Source organism: Desulfitibacter sp. BRH_c19 (assembly GCA_001515945.1).
Lineage (GTDB): Bacteria > Bacillota > DSM-16504 > Desulfitibacterales > Desulfitibacteraceae > Desulfitibacter.
Genome location: LOER01000032.1, coordinates 170,255 through 194,783 on the forward strand (window position 1 = coordinate 170,255; position 24,529 = coordinate 194,783).

Annotated in this window: 22 protein-coding genes and 1 pseudogene; all 23 read right to left on the minus strand. The window is 35.5% G+C overall.

All coding sequences use genetic code 11. The features are described from left to right. Window positions 1–51 precede the first annotated feature (51 nt). Window positions 52–480, minus strand: coding sequence for a hypothetical protein (locus APF76_07975; protein KUO50576.1), 429 nt, complete (start codon window positions 478–480; stop codon window positions 52–54). A 25-nt stretch (window positions 481–505) separates the two neighbouring features. Beyond that, a complete protein-coding gene (locus APF76_07980; GenBank protein ID KUO50577.1) occupies window positions 506–976 on the minus strand; it encodes a hypothetical protein in 471 nt (156 codons plus the stop codon). Then, window positions 973–1,344, minus strand: a complete 372-nt coding sequence (locus tag APF76_07985) for a hypothetical protein (GenBank protein KUO50578.1) — start codon at window positions 1,342–1,344, stop codon at window positions 973–975. The genes APF76_07980 and APF76_07985 overlap by 4 nt, the downstream gene beginning before the upstream one ends. A gap of 480 nt (window positions 1,345–1,824) precedes the next feature. Beyond that, entirely contained in the window at window positions 1,825–3,024 is a 1,200-nt protein-coding gene (locus APF76_07990; GenBank protein KUO50579.1) for a hypothetical protein, read from the minus strand. A 17-nt stretch (window positions 3,025–3,041) separates the two neighbouring features. Further along, a complete protein-coding gene (locus tag APF76_07995; GenBank protein ID KUO50580.1) occupies window positions 3,042–4,568 on the minus strand; it encodes a hypothetical protein in 1,527 nt (508 codons plus the stop codon). A 185-nt stretch (window positions 4,569–4,753) separates the two neighbouring features. Further along, window positions 4,754–4,960, minus strand: coding sequence for a hypothetical protein (locus tag APF76_08000; protein ID KUO50581.1), 207 nt, complete (start codon window positions 4,958–4,960; stop codon window positions 4,754–4,756). A 114-nt stretch (window positions 4,961–5,074) separates the two neighbouring features. Next, window positions 5,075–5,992 (minus strand): hypothetical protein, encoded by a 918-nt coding sequence (locus tag APF76_08005; GenBank protein ID KUO50582.1) that lies wholly within the window; start codon window positions 5,990–5,992, stop codon window positions 5,075–5,077. Window positions 5,993–6,077: 85 nt separating this feature from the next. After that, window positions 6,078–7,136, minus strand: a complete 1,059-nt coding sequence (locus APF76_08010) for a hypothetical protein (GenBank protein KUO50583.1) — start codon at window positions 7,134–7,136, stop codon at window positions 6,078–6,080. Further along, window positions 7,129–7,644 carry a shikimate kinase gene (locus tag APF76_08015; protein ID KUO50584.1) on the minus strand — a complete coding sequence of 172 codons (516 nt, stop codon included), beginning with the start codon at window positions 7,642–7,644 and terminating at the stop codon, window positions 7,129–7,131. The genes APF76_08010 and APF76_08015 overlap by 8 nt, the downstream gene beginning before the upstream one ends. Before the next feature lie 430 nt (window positions 7,645–8,074). Next, window positions 8,075–8,407: pseudogene (locus APF76_08020) on the minus strand. Window positions 8,408–8,545: 138 nt separating this feature from the next. Then, window positions 8,546–11,098, minus strand: coding sequence for a hypothetical protein (locus APF76_08025; protein KUO50585.1), 2,553 nt, complete (start codon window positions 11,096–11,098; stop codon window positions 8,546–8,548). Then, the gene (locus APF76_08030; protein ID KUO50586.1) at window positions 11,095–12,204 is read right to left on the minus strand and encodes a type IV pili twitching motility protein PilT; all 1,110 of its coding nucleotides are present in this window, start codon (window positions 12,202–12,204) and stop codon (window positions 11,095–11,097) included. Before APF76_08030 ends, APF76_08025 begins: the two co-directional genes overlap by 4 nt. A gap of 18 nt (window positions 12,205–12,222) precedes the next feature. Beyond that, the gene (locus APF76_08035; protein KUO50587.1) at window positions 12,223–12,765 is read right to left on the minus strand and encodes a hypothetical protein; all 543 of its coding nucleotides are present in this window, start codon (window positions 12,763–12,765) and stop codon (window positions 12,223–12,225) included. Window positions 12,766–12,779: 14 nt separating this feature from the next. Further along, window positions 12,780–14,291: a hypothetical protein gene (locus APF76_08040; protein KUO50588.1), complete on the minus strand. Its 1,512-nt coding sequence runs from the start codon at window positions 14,289–14,291 to the stop codon at window positions 12,780–12,782. Between the two features lie 30 nt (window positions 14,292–14,321). Beyond that, complete coding sequence (locus APF76_08045) at window positions 14,322–15,512, minus strand: hypothetical protein (GenBank protein KUO50589.1); 1,191 nt, start codon at window positions 15,510–15,512, stop codon at window positions 14,322–14,324. A gap of 55 nt (window positions 15,513–15,567) precedes the next feature. Next, window positions 15,568–17,172 (minus strand): hypothetical protein, encoded by a 1,605-nt coding sequence (locus APF76_08050; GenBank protein ID KUO50590.1) that lies wholly within the window; start codon window positions 17,170–17,172, stop codon window positions 15,568–15,570. Window positions 17,173–17,231: 59 nt separating this feature from the next. Then, the gene (locus APF76_08055) at window positions 17,232–18,914 is read right to left on the minus strand and encodes a type II secretion system protein GspE (GenBank protein ID KUO50591.1); all 1,683 of its coding nucleotides are present in this window, start codon (window positions 18,912–18,914) and stop codon (window positions 17,232–17,234) included. Window positions 18,915–18,937: 23 nt separating this feature from the next. Next, on the minus strand, window positions 18,938–19,474 hold the full coding sequence (locus tag APF76_08060) for a hypothetical protein (GenBank protein ID KUO50592.1): 537 nt from the start codon (window positions 19,472–19,474) through the stop codon (window positions 18,938–18,940). After that, entirely contained in the window at window positions 19,475–20,110 is a 636-nt protein-coding gene (locus tag APF76_08065; GenBank protein KUO50593.1) for a hypothetical protein, read from the minus strand. 3 nt (window positions 20,111–20,113) lie between these two features. Further along, window positions 20,114–21,118, minus strand: coding sequence for a hypothetical protein (locus tag APF76_08070; protein KUO50594.1), 1,005 nt, complete (start codon window positions 21,116–21,118; stop codon window positions 20,114–20,116). A gap of 11 nt (window positions 21,119–21,129) precedes the next feature. Beyond that, the gene (locus APF76_08075) at window positions 21,130–21,855 is read right to left on the minus strand and encodes a hypothetical protein (GenBank protein KUO50595.1); all 726 of its coding nucleotides are present in this window, start codon (window positions 21,853–21,855) and stop codon (window positions 21,130–21,132) included. A 4-nt stretch (window positions 21,856–21,859) separates the two neighbouring features. Next, window positions 21,860–23,068 (minus strand): secretion system protein, encoded by a 1,209-nt coding sequence (locus APF76_08080; protein KUO50596.1) that lies wholly within the window; start codon window positions 23,066–23,068, stop codon window positions 21,860–21,862. Between the two features lie 260 nt (window positions 23,069–23,328). Then, the gene (locus APF76_08085; GenBank protein ID KUO50597.1) at window positions 23,329–24,462 is read right to left on the minus strand and encodes a type IV pili twitching motility protein PilT; all 1,134 of its coding nucleotides are present in this window, start codon (window positions 24,460–24,462) and stop codon (window positions 23,329–23,331) included. Window positions 24,463–24,529: the final 67 nt, after the last annotated feature.

A 24,529-nucleotide genomic window follows, 5' to 3' on the forward strand; every position in this document is an offset into this window, starting at 1 on the left:
CCCCATCCTATGATTTACTTTACTTTTGCCTTGACTAGTCTCTGGCTAAGCTTAAAAAGCATATAGCCACTTTATTTTATTAATAAAGATTTCAGTAATCTCTTCTTCCTCTACCACAGTTACCTTTACTAAAAGAGAAATTTTTCTTTTTATTCCGCCTACCTCTCCTTCAGAAGTAAGTCGTATATTAGGTGAACTGTTTTCTATTTTAATACTATTAATTCTGCCTTCTCCTAAATGAATGGGCTTATCAAAAGTTGAGAGATTTAGAAGCTCACCACGAAAATATGGATTATTATAGAGATGATCTATAGCTATTTCATTTCCCGCCTCAGCCAAATAGATGGACTGAGCTTCATGTTGATCATTCATGGCAATCTTTACTTCTGTAACTGTCATTGCCATTAATCCATTTAAAAGAACTATCGATATTAGTAGAACTAGTATTACAGAAAGCATAGCAATTCCCTTTTCGCCCACAGCTTTACTCCTTAGTTTTAATTGGTCAAAAATCTGATGCACGAACATTAATTTTTGAGGATAGTTCATATACGTAGCCCTGGCTTTCAAGCTCCATATATACCTCTACAAGAGTGCAAGAGCTAACTGTTGGGTAATAGTTATACTGAAGCTCTTTTAAATTATAGGCAACTGGATTATTGCCCTGGCCACTTGCAGCCTTTAGCATTTGGGTGCCACTTAAATGGTAACGAATTTGCTGATTGTTAACACTAAGATACAGGCTAGACGGCCCACTATAGCTGTAAACCTTATCAGCCCTCCTAATATCGGTTTCCAGCATGTTAAGGGCAATGCGAGCATTTTGCTGGATATCTATTTTTTCACTTCCCTGCTGCCACAGCTTAAAGGTGCCTCCTAGTATTCCATAAATTCCTGCCAGTAGAAAGGAGATGATGGTGACTGTTACAATTAGTTCAATCAGGGTTAATCCATTTTCATCAAATACTTTTTTCATCTTCTTACCCTAACAGTATTAAAAAATATTGGTTTTTCTGGATAATCTATTTCATAGATCTTTATTTCAATGCTACGCATCACATAGCTATCTTGATAATTACTAATTAACATATCATATTTAATTTTTGGATTTTCAAAATAACTAAGTCCATTTTGTTCCCCTATGCTCAGGTTACTGGAGGTCAAAGATTCTTCCATAACAGCCTTTCCAGCAGCAACAAGCTGACTTCTATCTCCGGCAGAATGAAAGCTATTAAGGCACGAATGCATTAATGTAAATATGGGTGCTAGGGCGGATACCAATAAAAGTGAAGCTACAACAACCTCAATCAATGTTAAGCCTTTAGAATTTACAGTTGATTTCATTAATATCACCATTTTTCTGGGTGGGGTTTAACACATACCCTACCTGTATTAACCATAATAATAACTTCATAAATGTTTCCGTAGCTGTTTGTAATATCTATGGTAGCGGCCCCTAATCCGAGGGGGACTCCAAAGCCTGAGAAAAATATTTCTGAACCATATCTATCTAAAAATCTTACCCCTGCTGGAGCTTTTTTAGTTTCAATAACTTTAGTACCTTTTTTAATAACATATTTATCCCCTAAGATTTGAATTTTAACTGTCGTTTCACCATAGATGTTTGTGTGTCGGATTAGTCTTATATCTCCGGCAAATTCTCTTCAAATGCTGTAACCGAGTGCCTTTCTACAGTTTTATTAACTATGGGTGTAGCAAGTCCCATTAATATACCTAAGATTGTAATCACGATCACAATTTCTATTAGTGTAAATCCGCTATTGCCTTTTAGACTTCTCACCAATACCAACCCCAAAAGCTTTATTAAAAGGAAGAGATTATTGTAAACATAGGTAAGACCATTGACATTACTAAAAATCCAACCATTCCACCCACAATAATTATCATCACAGGTTCAATCAGGTTTGAAAGGTTGTCCATTTCCCTGTCTACTTCCCTCTGAAAATAATCTCCAACCTGTATTAGAAGTATATCTAAGCTACCAGTTTCCTCACCAACTTTTACCATATGGGCAACCATATAAGGAAAAATATTTGAATCCAGTAATGGCTTTACCATACTTTTCCCATCCATTACAACATCTCTACATTTGTGCAATACTTCTATAAATACTGTATTAGCTGTTGTTTGGGTTGTTACTTCTAGTGCTTGAAGTATTGGTACACCAGCTCCTAGAAGTATACCAAGTGTTCTGCAAAAACGTGCCACTATTACCTTTTGATGAAGATTACCAAGCAATGGAAACTTAATCTTTATCTCATCTACAACCTTTTTTCCTCCTGCTGAACGGGCATAGAGTAACAAAGAAATTACCAGCGCAAATACAACAATTATGTTAATATACCAGTAGTTCCTTAATAGACTGCTAATACTCAAAACAATTTTTGTTGGTAAGGGTAAAGACGTGGACATTTCGCCAAGCATTCCTGCAAATACAGGTAGTATAAATGCTATCATGAATACAATCGCAACAATGGATATAAGCAAAACAAGTACTGGATAGGTCAAAGCAGCCTTAACTTTTTCTCTAACTTCATGCTCCCTTTCATAATGCTCCCCTAATTTGGCAAGAATTTTTCCAAGAACCCCTCCCAGCTCGCCTGCTTGAATCATATTAATCATCATTGAATCAAAAATATCTGGATGCTGTTTTAAGCTTTCATGAAAGTTCTTACCTTCCATAAGTGACTCTTTAACAGCTTTAATGGATTTATGCATTTTATTGATATCACTTTGTTTTTCAACTACTTCAAGGGCTGATACCAAGGGGATACCTGCATTAACCAGCACACCAAGTTGCTGACTAAAATTTGCTAAATTTATTGCTTTGACTGAACTAAAATAATTTGCCAAGGTTAAATTTTTTCTATTATTATTAAGCCTTACTATATATAGGCCCTGCTCTCTTAATCTCATAGCAGCACTCTTAATATCATCAGCTTCAATAGTGCCTTCCTGGTACTGTCCTTTGACATCTATAACCCTGTAATTGAAAATTGTCATCTTAACACCCACACATCTTAGATGTATTCATCCATTACCCCAAAGGCAACTCTGTTAACTTCTTCTAAAGTAGTGATACCCTTTAAAACCTTCGCAATACCATCCTCAGAAAATGTCATCATACCCTCTTTTGCGGCCTTTTGAAAAACATCTCCTGTAGATGCTTTATTAAGAATTAGTTTGTGAATATCACTTGTCACTAGTAGAATTTCAAATAGTGCTACTCTACCGTTAAATCCAGTATTATTGCAGTTAGAACAGCCTTGACCTTTATATAAAATTAGAGGTTCATCTTGAGATATCTTCAAGATAGTTCTTTCAAATGAATCCTCTGAAACTGAATATTCAACCTTGCAATAAGCACATACCTTTCTAACTAGCCTTTGAGATATTACACCAATGATAGCAGAAGATACTAGAAAGGGCTCAATTCCCATATCTATCAGTCTTACTATTGCTCCCGAAGCATTATTAGTATGAAGAGTACTAAAGACCAAGTGACCAGTTATGGCAGCCTGTACTGCTACTGCCGCAGTTTCACTATCTCTAATCTCTCCCAACATAATAATATCAGGGTCTTGACGTAAGATAGCCCTTAACCCTGATGCAAAGTTTAAACCTATTTTATTATTTACCCCTGTTTGCATAATACCTGGAAGAACGTACTCTACTGGGTCTTCTATAGTAACTATATTTTGAAAAGGATTTTTTAAATGATTCAAGGTGGCATAAAGTGACGTAGTCTTTCCGCTCCCAGTTGGACCTGTAAATAGGATCATTCCATAGGTCTTCTTGATTAACTTCTTATATATATTTGATGTTCTTTCCTCCATGCCAAGCTTATTTAAACCAATAAGCATAGTGGATTTGTCTAACAAACGAATAACAATTTTCTCACCAAATACTGTTGGTATGGACGATATTCTTAAATCTACTTGTTTTTTGTTTAATGTAAAATTTGCCCTGCCATCCTGGGGGAGTCTCTTTTCAGCTATATCCATCTTGCCAATAATCTTTATTCTGGAAACCATTAATGAATGAAATGCCTTTGGCAGGGTAGTAATTTCTAGCAATACTCCATCCTTTCGAAAACGAACATTAACCATTGCCTGCATTGGTTCTAGATGTATATCACTAACCTTCATCATAACTCCCTTATAAATTAAAGAGTTAACAACTTTTATTATTGGAGCATCATTTAATTCTAGATCAGAAAAGGAAGGGTCATCATTATAGAGGTTTGAATTATCATCATCTTCTCCTATTTCCAAAATTTCCTTTATAGCCTTACTATCTAGTTCGGAATAACCATAGTATTTATCTATTATTTCATCAATCTCTTCTTCACTAACTATAAAAGGCTTAACCTCAAACCCAGTTGCTAGGTATATATCATCAAAAGCAACAACATTAAAGGAATCAACCACGGCTACCTTAAGGACCTTCTCCTTTAATTCAATGGGAAATACCCTGTGACGAAGAATAATAGCTTTTGGAATTAGATATAAAACATTTGGATCAATCTCGAGATTTCCTTTTTCCATGATTAAATCCTTTTAAACGTATTTATAATATACTAAATATTATATTTCTTGGAATTATTGCAAATTCCTGCATAAATATGTCTAATTAGTTAAAATATTTCCAACAAAGACAAAACCCCAGCCATTAAGACTGGGGGACTGAAAGAAAAGAAGTTTTACAAGCCATCATCCACTCATTTTAATAATTATTCTTCAGCATCTAGTGGGAATGAGTTTTTTGGGAAAAGAAAGAAAAACAGTATTATGATGATGATCAAAAACGAATCATCTCTACCACATTTATGATGGTCATCTTTACCCATAAAAAGTAACAGCAGTAACAAAATGAGAAGAATGTTATCATCACCAAAGATTGGCAATACTGGACCTGGTCCATGCCCTGGTCTACCCATTAGAAATCCCTCCTCTAATTAATGTAATATATAATATGCTAAGTCTTCCTATGTTGTTAATTATTTAACTATTTTTATAAAAAAATAAATACCCAGAAATTGATCTGAGTATTTTTAGATTACTTTTTCTTCTGATACTTTTAATACTGCAGGAGAAGTATCATCCTGCTTTGAAAGGCTGAGGCATACACCAAGAATTACTATTAATCCACCAAAACCCTGGATTAAGTTAAGGGATTCACCCAGAAGAAAATATGCTACTATTAAGCCAAATAAAGGCATTGTATTAAGAATATTTACTGCCTGATTAGGTTGAATACCTTTTAAGCCGTAATTATATAGTAAATATGCTATTAAAGAGCTAAATAAGGCAAGATAGACAAGTATAAACCAGGCTGTGGGAGGAATTCCTGTGAAAACTGGTCTTTCCCATAAAACAAAAGGCAGCAACATAATACTTCCATAAAGAACCTGCCAAAGGGTAATGAGCGAAGTATCAACATCTTGAAGTCTATTAATAATCAACCCATATATTGCCCAACAGACTCCTGCTAGCAGGGTAAGCCCTATACCTAGTAATCTTTCGGGATTCATAGTATTGCCAACAGCCCAGGGTTGAATAATTACTGTCACTCCAATAATGGCAACTCCAATACCTAACCAATTTGTTGCTGGAATAGGTTTTTTAAAGACAAGTCTTTCAATAATTGCCGTAATAACAGGAAAAGACGTAGCAAGCAGTACTGCATCACTTGCAAAACAATATAATAATGCCGTGTTCTGCAATACATAAAACATAGTGTATCCTAATACACCAGATAAAGCTATAATTTTATGTAACCGTAAGCTACCTAATGCTACATTTTTTCTCATAACCAGAATAGTGGTACCTAAAAGAGCTATAGTAATTAAAAATCTGATAAAAGCTAGTGTAGATGGTGGAAAATAATCCAAAGTCCATTTAGATAGTGAATAGGACGAACTCCATAAAAAAGATGCTATAAAAACAGCAAATGCATGCTTAGAGTTCAAGTCTTTACCTTCTTTCTAATACTTTATGTATAATATGGTATAAATTAATTATCTCACAAAAGAATACAAGCAAATTCAGAAATACCTATATGATAGGTATTTCTGAATTTGCAAGAGAATGGATGCGTACATCTCCTACTCCATGAAGTATAACCCAATTAACCTTGCCCCTAATCTGCTTTTTATCTTTTTCTATAAGCTCTAGTAGTGACTGTTGATTTATACAGGTTGGTATTTCCCAGGGTAACCCTGACTTTTTAATTAAATCAATTATCCTTTTAGCCTCATCTTTTTTTAAATAGCCTAGGTTCTTGGATAGTTTAGCAACATAAACTATTCCAACCCCTACAGCCTCTCCATGCCTTAAGCCTGTTAGTACTTCAATGCTATGACCCATTGTATGACCCAAATTTAAAAGCATCCTACTTCCGGTCAGCTCTTTTTCATCTTCTTCAACAATTCGTGCTTTAATTTCACAGCAACTTTTGATTAATGCAGGCAACCCTTCATAGGTGGGATTTATTATGTTTACTTTTTCTGATAATTCATTAAAAAAATTTTTACCATCCAGGATCCCATACTTAATAACTTCCCCCAAACCAGCTTTAAACTCCGCTTCAGGAAGTGTTTTTAAAAATTCTGTATTAATAAATACAAGCTTAGGCTGATAAAAGGCACCTACTATATTCTTTATACCACCAAAGTTAATACCTGTTTTACCACCAACACTACTGTCGACAGCTGATAATAAGGTAGTGGGTATTTGAATATATGGGATACCTCTCATATAAGTTGCAGCCACAAATCCAGTTAAATCCCCTACAACTCCTCCACCAAGTGCTATAAGAAGTGAATGCCTGTCATAATTTTTTGCTAACAAAAAATCAAAGAGGTTGCGGCAATACTTTATGCTTTTTGCCTTCTCTCCATCAGGAACAATATGAATATTTACATCATAGCCCAAACTTTTTAATATTTTAAATAGTTCCAGTCCATGATATTTGAAGATATTATTTTGTGAAACAATACAACATTTCTTAGTGTCATGTAAATTTTCTATATGTGGTATGATTTCACTTATAGCACTAGAGGCAAGTATAATATCATAGCTATTTTGACCTAATCCAATCTGTAGTCTATCCATTGCTTTTTAATAACCCCACTATTTCATCAACCACTTCTTCAAGCTCTTTGCCTGTGGTATTTATTTTAAAATCTGCCTTATTATAGATAGGTATCCTTTGTTCCAGTAATCTAGTAATGTTTTCAATGGATTTATCATTACCTAGTAGTGGTCTGAAGCTATTTCTTTTAGAGACCCTCTTTTGTATTTCTTCAGGACTTGCGTCCAAAGCCACAATTATCCCACTCTTTGCAAGTAAATCAATATTTTCAGGAAACAGTACAGCTCCTCCACCAGTAGCTATAACATAATTATTTTGCTTACTAGCTCTCATTACGGCAAGTGCTTCCTCAGAACGAAACCTTACTTCACCATAATCATTAAATATCTTGCCTATGCTCATTCCAGAAACTTTTTCTATATCTTCATCTGTATCAAAGAACTTCATTTTTAGTTTATTTGCTAACCTTTTTCCAACAGCCGTCTTTCCTGTTCCCATAAAACCAATTAAAATAATATTATTTTTCATTCTCAACCGCCTCACGTATGCAAATATTTTTGTTAACAACATTACCATATTTATAATTATATTGCTTTTATGTTCATTAAATCAATAAACAGTTTGAGAATTTTTACATTTCACCCATATATTTTCCCAAATGCCACATGCCTTCATCTATTCTTCCCGTAAACCAGATATATTTACCATTGCCGTGCATATAACCCTTGTAAAATTCACCCCTGTATTGAGCGCCATCAGGAAAGTTCATGACACCCTCGCCCTCTATCTCTCCATCCACAAAACTTCCTATATATTTTTTACCAAAAGGCCATGTATAAGTCCCTTGACCATGCATCTTTCCATCTTTTGTTTCACCCTGATATAATTCATCATTAGGAAAATTTATTGTTTTAAAGACGAGACCACTAGGCTTTTCATTTGGGACATTAATCACTCCAAAATTAACTATTATCGACTTGGAATTTTCATTAAAACCTACTGCTGCATCAAGACTTTCTCCTATAAACCTTAAAGGTACCATGGTTCTTCCATTAATAAGCCTTGCTGGAGCATCTAAATCCTTATTCATTCCATTAACAAGAGCATTTTTGCTGTCTAACTTTAAGATAATCGTATTTTTAGCCTTTATTACTGTTATGCTTTCAGTAGAATCTTCCCATTCCACTAGTGCTCCCATGGCTTCAGCTATATTTCTTAAAGGAATAAATGTCCTGTGATCAATAATCACAGGCGGTACATCAAGCTTAACAGAAGCGTTGTTAACATACACCCTATAATCTTCTAAATTGCTTGCTAGAACAGTATCGTTTAAAAAGACGATATTAAAACAAATAATTAACACAAATAATAGACTTTTATTAAACCTCATAGCAACTCACATCCTATACAAAGCAAGTAAAAGCTCCAACTAATGAATATGGTTTACTTTTAAAATCACTTTAATAACTCTATCGTCATCAAGAACTATAACTCTATCATTTTTCTTAATAGTACTCCTACCTAAACTGAATGTGTAGCGTGATTTATCATAGTCAAATATTAATGTATCATCTGTAAACTCATACCAGAAGGTGCTTCCACCCTCACCAGTTGGCTCAAGCTCAATATAATCATCTTCTTTTTCTCCAACGGTTTTGTATACATCTCTAAAGTCAGTTTTTGTACTACTTCCATACCTAGTTATAATATCTATATCACCATTACTATAAGCAAAAAATTTAACTATATTACCCCGACCCAGGGATGTCTTTTTCTCCACATAATACTCTTTAATGCCCTCTTCGGCCACATTAATCTTGGCAACCCACTGATCACCCTTAGCATATGGAGTCTCTGTTACAATTCCATAGTAGGGTTGACCTGCTACCTGTTCAAAATCTGTATGAAATACTACAAACTTGGCTTCTCCACCAGGTGCACCTACTACATAGGCCTGTGAATTCTCAGGAATCTTATTTCTAATACTATCCCATGTAAGAAGGGTTTCTTTATGATGAGAGCCATCTTCATCCTTCTCATATTTCATTATAAGTGTATTACTGTTAATGAAGAATTTTCTGCTGCCTTCCTGGATATAGTTAAAGTTTCCGCCAAACTCCATATTCTTAAGATTATATAATGGATATTCAGTAAGTAGCTCAGCTCCCCTGCCTGATAGATTGAACTCATTATAGTTGTATATCTCGCTAGGATCTAAGATTATCCTTAGAGACCCTTCCTTAATATCTCCATCATCATTTAGCTCATACCTAATGGGAACATAAAGTTTTTTCTTATCATCAAACTTAAAGAAACCTGATGAACTTCCAAATATTCTCCATTCACTATCTGTTTCAACTGAATAAGCAGTAGTAGAACCCTTATAGGTAAATACTCTAAAAATCCTGTGATTAATAAAATCTGATCCATAGGCATCAATAAGAATACCAAAATACTCATCTGTCTCCTCTTTAACTGTGTTACGAATGTGTCGCACTTCTCCATTCATATCAAGTAAGAGCTGTACTTCTTTAGTCCTCAAATTGGCTAACTTATTTGCATCGAAGTTATACCATTGAATGGAGCTGTCGCTGTCTGTTGAAAAGGTGGCATAATTAGAATTTACAACATATTCTGTACCATTGACCGTAATACTATTAGTTGCAATATTAGTAAGTTCTCCGCCTGTATTTATTCCATCTACTATTAGATGGAGCTCATTATTACGATTTTTAAACCCATATACTAGTTTATCTGCCCTAAGCACATCAAGATTAATGTCATTGAGGTTAGTATCAACAAGATACACATTCCTGTAATCTCTAAATTCAAAGGTGTCTTCAATCCCTAGATCATTCCAAATGGTTAGGGAACGCGCAGAAGCATCTTTAACAACAGCACCATTTAGTTCTGGCAAAAATTCATAGATACTAGCAAATGCAATTTTACCCTCTTCAAGTACAAATTTTCCAAAGTAATCGGTTTTGTCCTTAAGTGAGCCTTCAGAGAAATTAACATAGCATATAAAATCATCACTAAACCTGTACTTGGTTTTATCACCTTTAAATGTTGTATCAGCAGGTCTCCTATCTACTGCCTCCCTAAATTGGGAAACAGTACTATGCTTAATCTCATCTGGTTCAGTAATGACATTTAGAGAAAATATTAGACCATCATCATGTTTAATCTTTACATTTAGACCTAAAAGATAATCAGTATTATCATTGGTCCTCAAGCTAAATAGTCCACTATCATTTTCATCTTCAGCCTCTATCCAAACCTCATTCCTATTATAGCTATTCTCAGTTCTGAAGTTTTTGGTAACTCGGCCTGTGATAGATTCATTGTCCTCTAACATTGTGTTTAACAATGTATCCATATCCTCATTGGGTAAAAATTCACCTTCCCTGGTATTCCATGAAACAACTTGCTTATCTAAGGCCCTACTTAACATAACAAATACATCTCCACGTGGAGCGGGAAAATCCGGTCTTTCAAATAATCCTTCTATTAAGCCTATTTCTTCACCTTGTTCAAGATAATTATCAGGCCAGTGATATGGAAGATTTTCATATCCAAGCAGTCTGCAAAGAATTGTTACTGCTTCCTGATAAGATATAGTGTCATTTGGTCTAAAATAGCCAGACGGGTCCCCTATAATAATCTCATGCTTATATGCCAGATTCACCCAACCAGTATACCACTGATCCTTTGTAACATCTTTAAAATTAGTGAAATTTTCCTTCATGGCATCAGTCTCATCAAAGCTTTTTAGTGTTAAGGCAATTTTAGCAAACTGAGCCCTAGTAATACTTTGCTCAAGTCCAAGTGAGCCATCTGGAAAACCTGTAACAATTTCAAGATTTACCATCCTCTGACCAGCATCATACTTGTCCTGATTAGTGACAGCTGCATCAACTGTGCTGACACATAAAAAGGTCATTGCAAAAAAAATCAAGAGAATTAATGCTCTCTTTCTCATCTATTATTCACCCCCACACCATGATTACTAAAAACCTTACTACCCTTGCCATATAAATAAGTTATCATTGCTTCTTGATCAACAGCATACTCTAATGCATCCTCAGCTACTATAATACCCCTCTCATAATATATCTGTAATTGACTGTCAAGGGTCTGCATTCCATATTTGGAGCCTGTCTGTATTGACGAATAAATCTGGTGGATTTTATTATTTCTTATAAGGTTACGAATAGCAGGGGTACATAACAAAATTTCAACAGCAGCTATTCTGCCCCTTCCATCAGCTCGTTTGATAAGTCTTTGGGAGATGATACCAGCTAGTGTGTTTGCCAATTGGACTCGTATTTGTTCCTGCTGGCTGGAAGGAAATACATCTATGATACGTGCCACAGTTTGAGCAGCATCCTTTGTATGTAATGAAGCCATTACTAAATGTCCCGTCTCGGCTGCAGTAATTGCAATTGATATGGTCTCTAAATCCCTCATTTCTCCTACCATAATTACATCTGGATCTTGGCGTAGGGATGCTCGCAGAGCATTGGGGAAGCTTTTACTGTCTCTACCAATCTCTCTTTGAGTTACAATACTTTTCTTATGTGTATGAAGATATTCAATGGGATCTTCTAAGGTTACGATATGACAAAACTTTTCCTTATTTATTAAGTCTATCATTGCTGCTAATGTGGTGGATTTACCGATGCCGGTAGGCCCAGTAACTAAGATGAGCCCAGACGAACGTCTTGCAAGAATCTTAATAGATTCAGGAAGGCCTAATTCATTGATAGAGGGTATAACACTATTTATTACCCTAAATGCAATACCTACTGCATCCCTGTATTTATATGCATTTATGCGGAAATATCCTAATTCTTTACAGGTATATGAAAAGTCTATCTCACCCGTTTGCTTAAATATTTCCAGTTTGTCTGGATTAACCTGAACCTGATTTAAGAGTCCTAATGTATCATCTGAACTAAGGGGAGGCAAATCTAGCGTCTCTAATACACCATTTATCCTTATAAAAGGTGCAATCCCCACTTTTATGTGTAAATCGGACGCACCTCTATCAACTGCAGTTCTTAATAAATCATGAATATTTGCCAATTTTAAACCGTCCCCTTTCTATTTCTTGTATTCTATAGCTATGAAATTCTTGGTATTGTCAAGCGAATCTCCTAAAATTTTAGCATTATTTAGAAGAATATTTGACACTATTTCATAGCTTTTACCTTCTTTTTCACCAATAATAGTAAAGGTTAATACATATCGTTTATACTTATCACTTAGATTAATTTCTGACAGTTTAAAGCTTAAACCATCCGAAGCTAAAAAAGCTTCGGTTTGATATAAATTTGAGGTACCGACTTTTTGATAAATTATGTTTCCATCTAGATAAAAAGCTCTTTTATCGTCGGGAACGATACTGGGGTTGCTTTCTAAAAGAGTAATCTCTGTGGCATTGCGTAAGTCCTTTGTTATAATGGCTGCAGTATTACGAGCACTACTTTGGATAACTGATTGCGCTTCTCCCATAGCAAATGACCTTTGCCCAAAGAAAAAAAAGTTATAGCCCACAGCTAGTACAATACCCAAAAGAGCTAGAGTTAGAATTAACTCTATAAGAGAGAAACCTTTTTCACTTTTAACATAAGTAGTCTTTTTCATAAAATAACCTCTCATCAATCTCTACCAGTTACACTATATAAATGATCCGTAATGTCTGAGGTTTCAACTGTCCAATAAATTCCATCAGGTGAAGTAAGAACTGCTCCATTATCCCCAACAGCTACAAATGTACTAAAAGCCCAGGTAACAGAATTTAATGTGTTCGTGGTTACATTAATCTCATTCCAGGTATCATCATCAAAATAATAGATAATTTTTCCCCCTTCTCCAACAGCTACTAATGTACCGTCATCACTAGCAGTAACACTTTTAAGGTCTGAACCGCCAAAGTCTGTTTCTGTCCAAGTTAAGTCACTTGTAGATGTAGATTTAGTTGCAGTTAAAATAATTCCATCGTCACCAACAGCTACAAAATCAACACCTTCAATTACATCGTTTGATACTGATGCTACAGAGTTTAAGCTATATACTTCTTGTGAAACAGTCCAATTAATACCATCACTTGAAGTTAGAATACCATCACCTACTGCAACAAACATACTATTACCCCATGTAACAGAATTAATATTATTAGTTATCTCTATACCCTCATCATCGTAATCGTTCCACGTTACCCCTTGATCGTTGGAGTATAATATAGTTCCACTTTCTCCTACAGCAATGATAGTATTAGAATTACCAGCCACATCTTTTAGATTGCTGCCATTCAAAATATTATACCTTCGTTTTGTCCATGAAACCCCATCATCTGAAGTGGATATAACACCAGATTCTCCTACAGCTAGAAAACCTGATGGTACCTTAGAAACTCCATATATATTCTTGCCGTCAGTTGTATATGTATTTGAATTCCAATCTTCACCTATTGCAGAAACAAATAATTTGTTGGCAGGTCCAGCTGCTAAAAATGTAGGAATAAATATCCTATATAAGGCCTCGTAGCTGCTTTCATTATTATCATCGAAGATAGTTACCCTAATTATGTCTTCTATAAATACTTTATTATCAAAATCATCGTCATCTCCATAGTCGTCAATAGTTAAAGTTAAATCTGAATCTACTCCATTATTCGAAATGGTTTCGGTATTAGATACAGCAATAGGAGTTTCGCTTGATTCTCTGATATACTCTGCTTTAACGCTCATTCCATTAGCATTTCTAGCAAATATATTAACAGTAATTACCTGTGATTCGCCAATCTTTACAAGGTATTTAGGGTCTGGATCTATAATAACAACTATAGGAAGAAATGCAGAAGCTTTTGAAGATCTTTCACCTTGCGGTTTTATAATATTAATAAGTCCTCCTGGAATATCCAAATAAAAACCATCAAAGTTGACACCTAAAATATAGTGGGTATCAGCCCCTTCATCTGCTATCTTAGATTCCATGTCCTTTTGAACTTCATAGTTTGCCTTACTCTTATTACCCGCAGACATAATATGTATATAACTGCTAGTAAACAGGGTTGTAAAAGATACTATAATGATAGTCAAAATAGTAAGAGCAACTAGAACCTCTATTAATGTGAATCCATCCTGGTGAAAAGCCTTCTTCTTAAGCATTTTCCATCACTACCTTTAAAATTCTTTGGTCTAATCTCCCCATATGCTTATCCTATACTCTTCAACTACATCAGGGGCTACCCCTTCGTCTTCTAATTCTTCACTATTTACAGTAGAATCACCTGTTACTTTTATATTGTTTGCTATAACTGAACCACTAAGCGTAATGGTTCCCTTAATGCTTGCATCTCCAATGTCAGCATAAAATCCACCACTAGCTTCAACAGTTCCCCCAAGGTCTAATCCGTTAGGCCCAAATACCCATACAAATATCTGTGCATTAGGTAAACTATCGTGTTTTGTTATAGTTGTACTGTTTCCTGAGCTAACATAATAATTTGCATAAATAATTAAGTTTCCTCCCCCATAAACCTCTATGGTACCGTCGTGATTAAAATTGCCATCGCATATAATGTAAACATCACCCAAAGATGTATCTACTGTTAAGTTGCTTTTTAAAACAAAATCCTCATCTACAATAACATACATGTCTTCATTTCCAGTTGGGCTAAATGTAAGGGTACCTCGAATATCAAAGCTATCAGCTATCGTATTCTCGTCAATAATATCTGTTTCAGTATTTCCAAGAGAATAATCCTCTAATGGTTGGAATTCTTCTAAAACTTCATCACTAAAGCTAGGAATTACAATACGAGGAAATGGATGATAAACATCATACACTAAATCATCTGGAAGGTGCTGACCAATAAATGGATCTTCATCTTCAGACTTTGCTGATCCAACTGAACCGTCAATGGTATATTTATTCCCACTAAAGGTAATATCACCTTTAGCCAGCAATGTCATGTTAAAAAATCCACCCGTACTATCACCAACAAGTTTTACAGTAACTTTTTGGGATAAATCATCAACAGTTCCAATAGATTCTATTAATAATGTCCTGCTATCCTGCCTTTCTATCTTAACCTCAAAGTATCGGTTGGTAGAACCATCCAAATAGGAAGGTGCGGGCTCGATTGTACCACCTAAATTATCAAGCTCTTTTAAAATTAGCTTATCAGTATCATTCACTATGTTTTCGGCTACAGCTTCTGCTCCTGAACGAGCAAGATAATATGCCTGCATTCTTTTTTCTTCTCTAGCAGTTTGAATAGTATCTGCCATACTATAGTTCCATAGGGCTGTTCCTAGAAGAGTGAGGACAAGGACAACAAGGATAGCTACAATCATTGCGCTTCCTTCCTCATTTTTTTTAAACATTAATATTCACCTCACCTTTTACTCTTTTGTAGGGGTAACCTACCCTACCTTGAAATTACTTCTCATCAAACCTCAATATCATTTCATTAAGATATTGAATCTTATCAGGTGTTTCCTCAATCCATAATACATAATGAGGAGCATCTCTATCTCCTGATAAGTTTTCTGAAAGATACATATCCTTTACTGATACATCAGTTAACTCACTTAAAAGCGTGCGCTTTGCCGTAAGCATGCTCTTAGCATTTTCACCAGTAGCCGAAGTAATAGGAGCTTTAATCTTTTTACGATTGCCGTCAAGACTTACTAAACTACTGTATACCTGTGATTCTAAGTGTGGTGGACAAATAACCAGTATTTCCTGACCAAACTGAGGATAATTGAAAGTAATAGTTTTTACACCCTCATAATCAAACTGATCAAGTCTCTCAGCTGCATCTCTTGCCACAGTATTTTTTAATGCAAAAGCGAATACCCTATATTCACTTGCATTCATATTATCTAATTCTCTAACAAGTGTTTCAATCTCTTCCCACCTGCTGAATAAATCCTTATCAAAAACAAGTAGTCTACTGCCTAGTATAACATAATTTTCCACATCCATACCTGCATCAGATAAAAGTTCGGTAACTCTAGATGGAGAAATAACATTTGTCCAAATAGATCTATATGCAAGAGAAATCTCTTCATCATCAGCATTTTCCGGTCTATCAATAGCATTTATTAATTCTTGCATCTTAAGAATTGCTTGTGGTGTACCTTGTATCCAAATTGCTTGTTGGTTTGTTGGAATTCTAATACTCTTTACCGGTAAACTTAACCTGCCTATAAGGGGTTCTACAATTTCTGCTTCAATGAAGATAAGATTAAATCTGGTAAGTACCATTTGATTGAAAAAATCTGAATGAAGTTTGTTAGAGCTACCAACAACATACAATCCACTTTGTCGAGCATAGCTATAGCCAAGGTTTTGTGCCACCATTTCTAAAGCTCTAACGGATGTAACATTTTCTACTTTTAATGTTATATTGGTAGGCTTTTCAGTATAAATTACATTTGCATTTAGCTTTATTGCTAGCGCAGATAAAACATCTCTAACATCAGCATTCCTAACATCTAGGCTTACAGTATTGCTTGTTGTTGCAGAAGTTGATTCAGAATTTATTGCCATTCCGGATAGCTTAAGCATAGTTTCTCTCTCATCAGATTCTAAAACAGCAGAGTCTCCATTTACCGCCTTTAAATTCCAATAATCAAGTATTTGTTCGCCTTCTTTTACAACATATGTTGTATTACCTGATTTAATAATAGCAATATTATCATCTCTTCCCCCAGTTATAACACCTAAAAGCACCATAGGACCCATGAATGGATCTTTAGGGATAGAACCTGGGCTAGTGGTTAGTTCATCACCTTCTACTGTTCTTTCTGTTTTAGGTAGAATTTCGGCAATCTGGTCTTCTATGATATCAGCTTCTGGTATTATTAATTCTTCTTCTGCTACTTTATTTGCATTATTAACCCAGACATTAACTGAAATCCCAACTATAATAACGACAGCTAATATTGCTAATAGAACAACCAGTCTTTTATTTTGAGAAATAAAGTCTTTTATGCGACCTTCTTTTTCGAACTCCTTGTTGACATTTAGATCGTTCACCCCACCAGCACATCCCTTCACTTTTGAATTTTAGAAAATTAAATAAGAAAATATAAGACCTATACGATTACCCTTAATACCTCTTCAAGAGAGGTGATACCTTTCTTTGCCTTCAACAAACCCTCTTGCCTTAGGGTTATCATTCCTTCTTTTACAGCCATCTCTTTTATTTCTTTGGTTGAACTTCTCATAAGAGTTAGCTTGCCAATGCCTTCACTCATTATTAAAAATTCATAAACACCTACACGCCCCCTATAGCCTGTTTCACTACACTTAATACAGGTTTGTGGTTTATAAAGGCGAATAATTTCCTCTCCATTATCTAGAGGAAAATCTGGAACACTCTTTAACAATTCTTTTCTGCTTATATCATAGGGCTTTTTACAGTGGGAGCATAAAGTTCTTACCAACCTTTGAGCTACAACACCTATTAATGAAGATGCAGTAAGATAAGGCTCTATCCCCATATCTGCCAATCGTGTAATAGCGCCAGCAGAGTCATTTGTATGTAAAGTAGATAATACCAGGTGCCCAGTTAAAGCTGATTCAACTGCTATACGAGCTGTTTCATGATCTCGAATTTCCCCAACCATGATTATATCTGGGTCATTCCTAAGAATTGATCTTAAGCCAGAAGCAAATGTCATTCCTGCTTGATTATTTACCTGAATCTGATTAATACCATCTAATCGCCTTTCAATTGGATCTTCTATAGTTATAATGTGCTTGTCAACAGAATTCAGCACTTTTAAGCTGGAATATAAAGTAGTGCTTTTACCACTACCAGTGGGTCCTGTAACAAGAATAAAACCATAGGGCAATCTCATTATTTGATCATAGTGCTTTAACAGCTTAACTGGAAATCCTAGGTCTTTTAAGGTTATAAGCTCAGAACTTCTATCAAGTATTCGTAATGTAAGCTTTTCCCCAAATGCTGATGGAAGAGAAGCTACCCTAACATCAATGGTTTTTCCATCTATTTTTAAAGTAGTACGGCCATCCTGAGGAATACGCCTTTCTGCTATATCCATATTTGCCATAACCTTTATGCGAGAAACAAGTGATGGTGCCAAACGTCTTGGCGGTCTCATCGTCTCATGGAGAACCCCATCAATCCTATAGCGTATCCTTAGACTTCTCTCTTGCGGTTCAACATGTATATCACTTACATTAGTATGGACTGCTTGGCTAAGGATAAGATTAGCTAGTTTTACTGCTGGTTTTTCTGCAGCATCATGCCCTGGTACAATTTCCTGATCTACATCTTCTTCAGGGGCCTGTTCAACATCAAAGTTCGTTCTACTTCTTGTTTCTATAGAAGCTACTAATTCGCTATCAGTAACCAACACGGGTTGTATTTCATATCCTGAGATAATACGCAAATCATCAATTGCAATAACATCTCTTGGTTGGACCATTGCCACTACCAGTCTTCCATTTTCAAAAGCAATTGGTAATGCTTGATACCGTTTAATTATTGTCTGGTCTAGTATAGATACTGCTACATTATCTATTTCATATTTTTCTAAAGAAACAAAAGGAACTCCCGCCTGTTTTGCAACTGCCATAGCAACCATTTCTTCAGATGTATAGCCTAAATCCACCAACACCTGACCAAGAAATTTTCTTGTACCTTTAGAGTTATTTTGATATATTAAAGCTTCCTGAAGTTGTTTTTCTGTTATCTCACCTTTTTCGATTAGATAGCTTCCAATATAGCTTTTAAGGTCTGTAAATTTCAAAATTGTGCACCCCGCTTAGCAACTCATTTTTCATCAGTATAAAATGTACTCATGTCTATGTCAGCCTTTATCTGCGGAAATCCTTCACTTCCACGAGCTATCTTTACACCATCTATTCGAACTATTCTTGAGCCATTCTGTAAGTTATCCAAAAATGTAACTAATCCGTGATAATATCCTTCATAACCAACCTTTACAGGCATTTCACTATAATCACCATTAGAAACCCTGTCTGAAAATCGAATATCTATGACTTCACTATCTGGAAACTGCAATGCTTCTTGAATGTATAATATGGCACCATATTCATCCGCACTAGGTGGCATTGCTTCGTCTAATAGCTTAACATGCGCTAACATTAGCTCTTCCTGTTCCTTAAGGCTCTTCAAAGCCTTAAGATTCTTTTCCGCTTTTGTTATTAGTAATTCTTCCTTGGATATATCCTCTTTAACTAATTGTAAAGACATAAACTGTGTGTACATTGAAAAAAGCATAAATCCCAATACCGCTACACCTAATATACCAATTGAAACTTTTTTTAGATTAATCTTCTTTTCCATTTATTGGGAGACCCCCTTTGAAAAGGGTATTTCATATTCACCGGGAGTTATAGATGCCTTGATTTCAAATTGTATAACATTTTGGTTATCAACAACCCTTTTACTAGCGAAGCTAATATTGGCATTTTGAACATGAGATATTTTTTGGATCTCATCTAACCAGCTAGCGATCAGGGAATTGTTTATTGCCAGGCCCCTAACAAGCAAATCTCCCCCAGTAGTAGATTTACCTTCACCTTCACCTTCATCTTCATTTTTAGTTTTACTTTTACTTTGAGTAGCTGTCATATCTGTAAGCCATACACCATCTGGGATATTTAAGCCTATATTTACAAGCAAATCGTCCCAATCAGGAACATTATTCATAATTTTTTCAAAGGTTTGGTTAACAAATATGACCTGCTGCTGCAAATCCTCATATTTTCCAAGCACCTGTATTTCACTATCCAAAGTAGCTCTATCCTTTTTTAGTTTATTCAACTCGGAATTGGCCTGCACGTTAGCAAATATTAGAACAAAATAAATAATCAAAAGGACCATAAGACCGATTATAAATGCAAAGGAGTAGTTCATCATTTTCTGCCTTGATTGTTTATATAACTTTATTTCTGGTGGCAGCAAACTTATATTATTCAATATCTATACCTCCATTCCCCTCAAAGCCAAACTTGTACTCAAGGCAAAATCTAAGGATTTATATGAAATTTCACTTTTTACCTTGCTATCTACACTAATACCCTTAAATGGTTTTATTAGCTCAACAGGAATACTCAACATCTGCATTAAATTTTCAGCTAACCCGTCAAAACTTGCACCCAAACCGCTTAAAATTATTTTATCCACATCCTGAGCGCCTTTCTGTGCTAGATAATAGCCCATTGAAGTATGAATCTCTCCAGCTAGTATTTCGCTCCAAGCAAGCATTGCATCGGGCATGAATTCTTTTGTTCCAGATACCAACTCCTCAGCAGTACAAGCAGATACCTGTGCAGCATTTAGAATACTAGATTGAACCATTCTGGCTAGCTTAGGCACGCCCTTCTCTGAAATAACAATATTGGACAACCCATAAGCAATATCCACAATGGCAAGAACCTTATTTGATTCTTCTTTATCTATTAATCTCATCAATGATAATGGAGAAACCTGGATATCTATAGGTTCAAGCTTTGCTTGCCTCATAACTCTAACGTAATTATCAATCATATCTTTTTTTGCACCCACAAGAAGAACCAATAAACTCTTATGCTCATCTTCAATTTCTTCTGCAATAATTGAGTAGTCAAATACAATTGTATCCAGAGAAACGGGAAGATAGTCCTGCGATTGATATCTGATAAAATTGTGAAGCTTGTTTTGGGGCATCTTTGGAAAATTAGCAAATCTTACTAATACACCCTGGTTAGAGACGCCTGTCACTACATCCTTGCTTTTAAATTTTTTCTCTAACCATAGTTCAGATAGTTCTTCTCCCACTTTATCAGCTTGAACAATTATACCGTCTTTAACTAATCCAGGTGAAAGGTTCTTTCTGCCCCAATTGATAAGATTAACAATGTCGCCCTTTTTTTCAAGCTCAACCGCTCTGATCTCACAATCGTCAATTTCTAAACCAACCACCCTTTTTGTACCAAATGAAAACATATACTCAACCCCTAACCATGATATAAAGAGCTAATCTTACCTAAAGCTTGGTGTAATATTCTTGATACACGTCTTTGATTAATACCAAGCTCATCTGCAACCTGTGTTTGGTTTAAATCTCTATAGAAAATAAGGTATACTACCTGACGTTGAATTTTACTTAACTTTTCAATAGCTTGTCTTACTAAGATGCGATCTTCAATAGGAAGCTGAAAGCTTTCATGGTAAATGCTTTTAATACTAGAAATATCAATGTCATCTAAAGGTACCCTACCAGCAAGCATTGCCTGTGCGACACCCTGCTCCTGAATATTTACGGCATTGGCTATTTCACTTAAGCTAGGCTCCCTTCCGTATTCCTGTCTTAGTTGGTCCTCTGCATTTCTAACCCTAACTTGTATTTTAATAATCCAATCAGTTCGGTCATATTTAGCTTCTCTGGATATTTCATGCCTTATTTCTCCCATAATATAATGAGAAGCAAAAGTCGAAAATTTTACCTGTCTAGTTGGGTCATACCTTTTTGCCGCTTTTATTAATCCCTCATAACCAGATTGTACCAAGTCTTCTATGATACGCCCACCAGAATATTGTTTAGCATAATAATTCACTAAACCCTTGCCTGCATCTAACAATCTATCTAATGCTTCCTTTCTTCCACTTTTTGAATAATCTAAGGCGGCAACCTCTAAAGCATCTTTATTGTCTTGTAGCTTATTAATAGCACTTACACCCATTAATTTATCCCCCTACTTTGGTAATTGCCGTAAAAATCGGTAAGTATAATGCTATAACCATTCCACCAACCAGGATACCTATAGTAACTAATAAAATTGGTTCGAGTAGTGATGTTAAACCCTTTGTCATGGTGGTAACTTCATCCTCAAAAAACTCTGCAATTCTATTTAAAAGTGTTGAAAGTGAACCGGTTTCTTCACCAACTGCTATCATATGTATCACCATTGGAGGAAACTGACCACTTTCCTCTAATGGTTCGGCAATGCTTCTTCCCTCTTGGATCTTTTCTCTAGCATTATTCACAGCTTCAGCGATAATCTGGTTCCCCGAAGCAGGTCCAGAAACCTCTAATGCTTGCATTACAGGAATACCGCCTGATAACAACGTTGCTAATGTTCTTGAAAATCTAGCAAGGACTGCCTTATGAATCAAGGAGCCAAATACGGGTAATTTAAGCTTTACCTTATCCCACTGGTAGCTTCCTGTTGGACTTTTCAAATAATAGCGTACTCCGAAAACAACTGCTAAAATTCCAATTATACAAAAATACCAATACCCTCTTATTAAATCTGATAATGTAACTATAATCCTTGTCAGAAGTGGAAGTTCTGTTCCTGCTGGGAACATATTTACAAATATAGGAACAATAAAAACCATCATGACTGTCAAAACAACAGCAGCAAAACCAAGCACCGCTAATGGGTAAACAGAAGCTGAACGAATATTATCTCTAAGCGTTTTATCCTTTTGTAATTGTTCTGAGATTCTTTGTAATGATTCTTCAAGCGTACCTCCTATCTCACCCGCCTGGATCATTCCAATATAAAGTGAAGAAAATATCTTTGGATATAATTCTAGTGCTTCTGTGAAACTCATGCCACCCTCCACACTAGAAGCAATTTGAGCAACTGTTTTTTTGAAGGTGGGGTTATTAATTTGGCGACTTAACGTAAATAAAGCTCGCGTTAATGGAATACCAGCATCAAGCATAGCAGCTAATTGACGACTGAATAAACTCAATTCACCAAGCTTTACCTTGCGAGGTCTTTGAAAAAAAGAAACCTGAGTTAAACCTTTAATTTCTTTTATCTCTATTACCATATAACCCTTTTCACGAAGCTTTCGAGTTGCATTTGAAGTATCATCGGCTTCTATATCACCAGTAGACGAATTTCCTAGTTTATCAATAACTTCATAAGAATATACTCCCATTTAACCAAACCTCACTTATGAGTAAATTATTAAAAATGAACAAATAAAAAGCCATAGTTACCCCAAAATGGCAACCTGGCTATCGTAACCCTACTAATTAGAGCTTTAGACCCAATGGCTTTGCAGTCACCATCTTTCGATGGTTTTGCCCAAAAATTTTGAATATTAAATTATGCATTAATGGAAATTTAGTAATAAATACTCATATTCGCCAAGAACTAGGAAGAATCCTTTTATTCTACAAAAATTCATGCTTTTTGTTAATTATTCCAAAAAGAACTTGAGTTGCTCTCAATTCTTTGCATTATCCTTTCAATTTCGACTCTATCTATACAATATTCTAAGGCTATGTCTCTTTTTATCCTTCCTTTTGCATATAAATCGGCTAAAGCTTGGTCCATTGTCTGCATTCCCATGTTGCGGTTTGTTTGAATGGCACTATATAACTGGTGTTCCTTTCCATCTCGAATCATATTTCGAATAGCAGGAGTATCCTTCATAAATTCTACTGCCGCTACTCGTCCCTCTCCATCGGCAGTAGGTAAAAGCTGCTGTGAAATTACACCTCTAAGGGTATTTGCAAGCTGTTGACGAACCTGATCTCTTCGGTAATCTTGAAATACATCTACAACCCTGTTAATTGTATGAGGAGCAGTTTGGGTATGAAGTGTTGAAAATACCAGGTGACCAGTCTCTGCTGCAGTTAGTGCTATAGATATACTTTCAACATCTCTCATTTCACCTATAAGGATAACATCTGGATCATGTCTTAAAACATGCTTTAAGGCATTTGCAAAGGAGCGGGTATCTAGTCCAACCTCTCTTTGCTTTACAACTGAGTTCTTATGCTTATGTAAGAATTCTATAGGGTCTTCTATCGTTACTATATTTAGTTTTCTTTCAGTATTGATTACATCTATCATGGCCGCTAAAGTAGTTGATTTGCCACTTCCTGTAGGTCCAGTTACTAAAACAAGGCCCCTTGATAAATAGCAAAGTTCCTTGACTGATGGAGGAATACCTAATATATCTATGTCTGGCACCTCAAATGGAACAGACCTGAAAACAGCAGCCAAGCTTCCCCTTTGCTTCATAACGTTTCCTCTGAAACGTGCAACTCCTGCTAGTGAATAGGAAATATCCAGCTCAAGGTTATCTTCAAAATACCTTTTATACTCTGGTTCAACAATGGATAATACTAATTCTTCGATAGCTTCAGCAGTAAGAACAGGAAAATCTAGAGGTGCTAATTTCCCTTTTATTCTGGCCATTGGCGGTATACCAACAGCTAAATGCAAGTCTGAACCAGAGTTTCTAACTGTAGCTTCTAAGAGCTTATCTATATTGACAGGATATATTTCCTCAAAAATATGCTCAAATTCACTAATATTCATATATTTATAAATCCTCCTCATTATTCCATGAAGATCTACTGCAAATTACACTTTACATTTAAATATC

Bases quoted from the DNA above. Each gene is read 5' to 3' on its own strand.
- APF76_07980 (KUO50577.1), bottom strand. From the start codon at position 976: ATGAAAAAAGTATTTGATGAAAATGGATTAACCCTGATTGAACTAATT.
- APF76_07985 (KUO50578.1), bottom strand. From the start codon at position 1,344: ATGAAATCAACTGTAAATTCTAAAGGCTTAACATTGATTGAGGTTGTT.
- APF76_07990 (KUO50579.1), bottom strand. From the start codon at position 3,024: ATGACAATTTTCAATTACAGGGTTATAGATGTCAAAGGACAGTACCAG.
- APF76_07995 (KUO50580.1), bottom strand. From the start codon at position 4,568: ATGGAAAAAGGAAATCTCGAGATTGATCCAAATGTTTTATATCTAATT.
- APF76_08000 (KUO50581.1), bottom strand. From the start codon at position 4,960: ATGGGTAGACCAGGGCATGGACCAGGTCCAGTATTGCCAATCTTTGGT.
- APF76_08010 (KUO50583.1), bottom strand. From the start codon at position 7,136: ATGGATAGACTACAGATTGGATTAGGTCAAAATAGCTATGATATTATA.
- APF76_08015 (KUO50584.1), bottom strand. From the start codon at position 7,644: ATGAAAAATAATATTATTTTAATTGGTTTTATGGGAACAGGAAAGACG.
- APF76_08025 (KUO50585.1), bottom strand. From the start codon at position 11,098: ATGAGAAAGAGAGCATTAATTCTCTTGATTTTTTTTGCAATGACCTTT.
- APF76_08035 (KUO50587.1), bottom strand. From the start codon at position 12,765: ATGAAAAAGACTACTTATGTTAAAAGTGAAAAAGGTTTCTCTCTTATA.
- APF76_08040 (KUO50588.1), bottom strand. From the start codon at position 14,291: ATGCTTAAGAAGAAGGCTTTTCACCAGGATGGATTCACATTAATAGAG.
- APF76_08045 (KUO50589.1), bottom strand. From the start codon at position 15,512: ATGTTTAAAAAAAATGAGGAAGGAAGCGCAATGATTGTAGCTATCCTT.
- APF76_08060 (KUO50592.1), bottom strand. From the start codon at position 19,474: ATGGAAAAGAAGATTAATCTAAAAAAAGTTTCAATTGGTATATTAGGT.
- APF76_08070 (KUO50594.1), bottom strand. From the start codon at position 21,118: ATGTTTTCATTTGGTACAAAAAGGGTGGTTGGTTTAGAAATTGACGAT.
- APF76_08075 (KUO50595.1), bottom strand. From the start codon at position 21,855: ATGGGTGTAAGTGCTATTAATAAGCTACAAGACAATAAAGATGCTTTA.
- APF76_08080 (KUO50596.1), bottom strand. From the start codon at position 23,068: ATGGGAGTATATTCTTATGAAGTTATTGATAAACTAGGAAATTCGTCT.
- APF76_08085 (KUO50597.1), bottom strand. From the start codon at position 24,462: ATGAATATTAGTGAATTTGAGCATATTTTTGAGGAAATATATCCTGTC.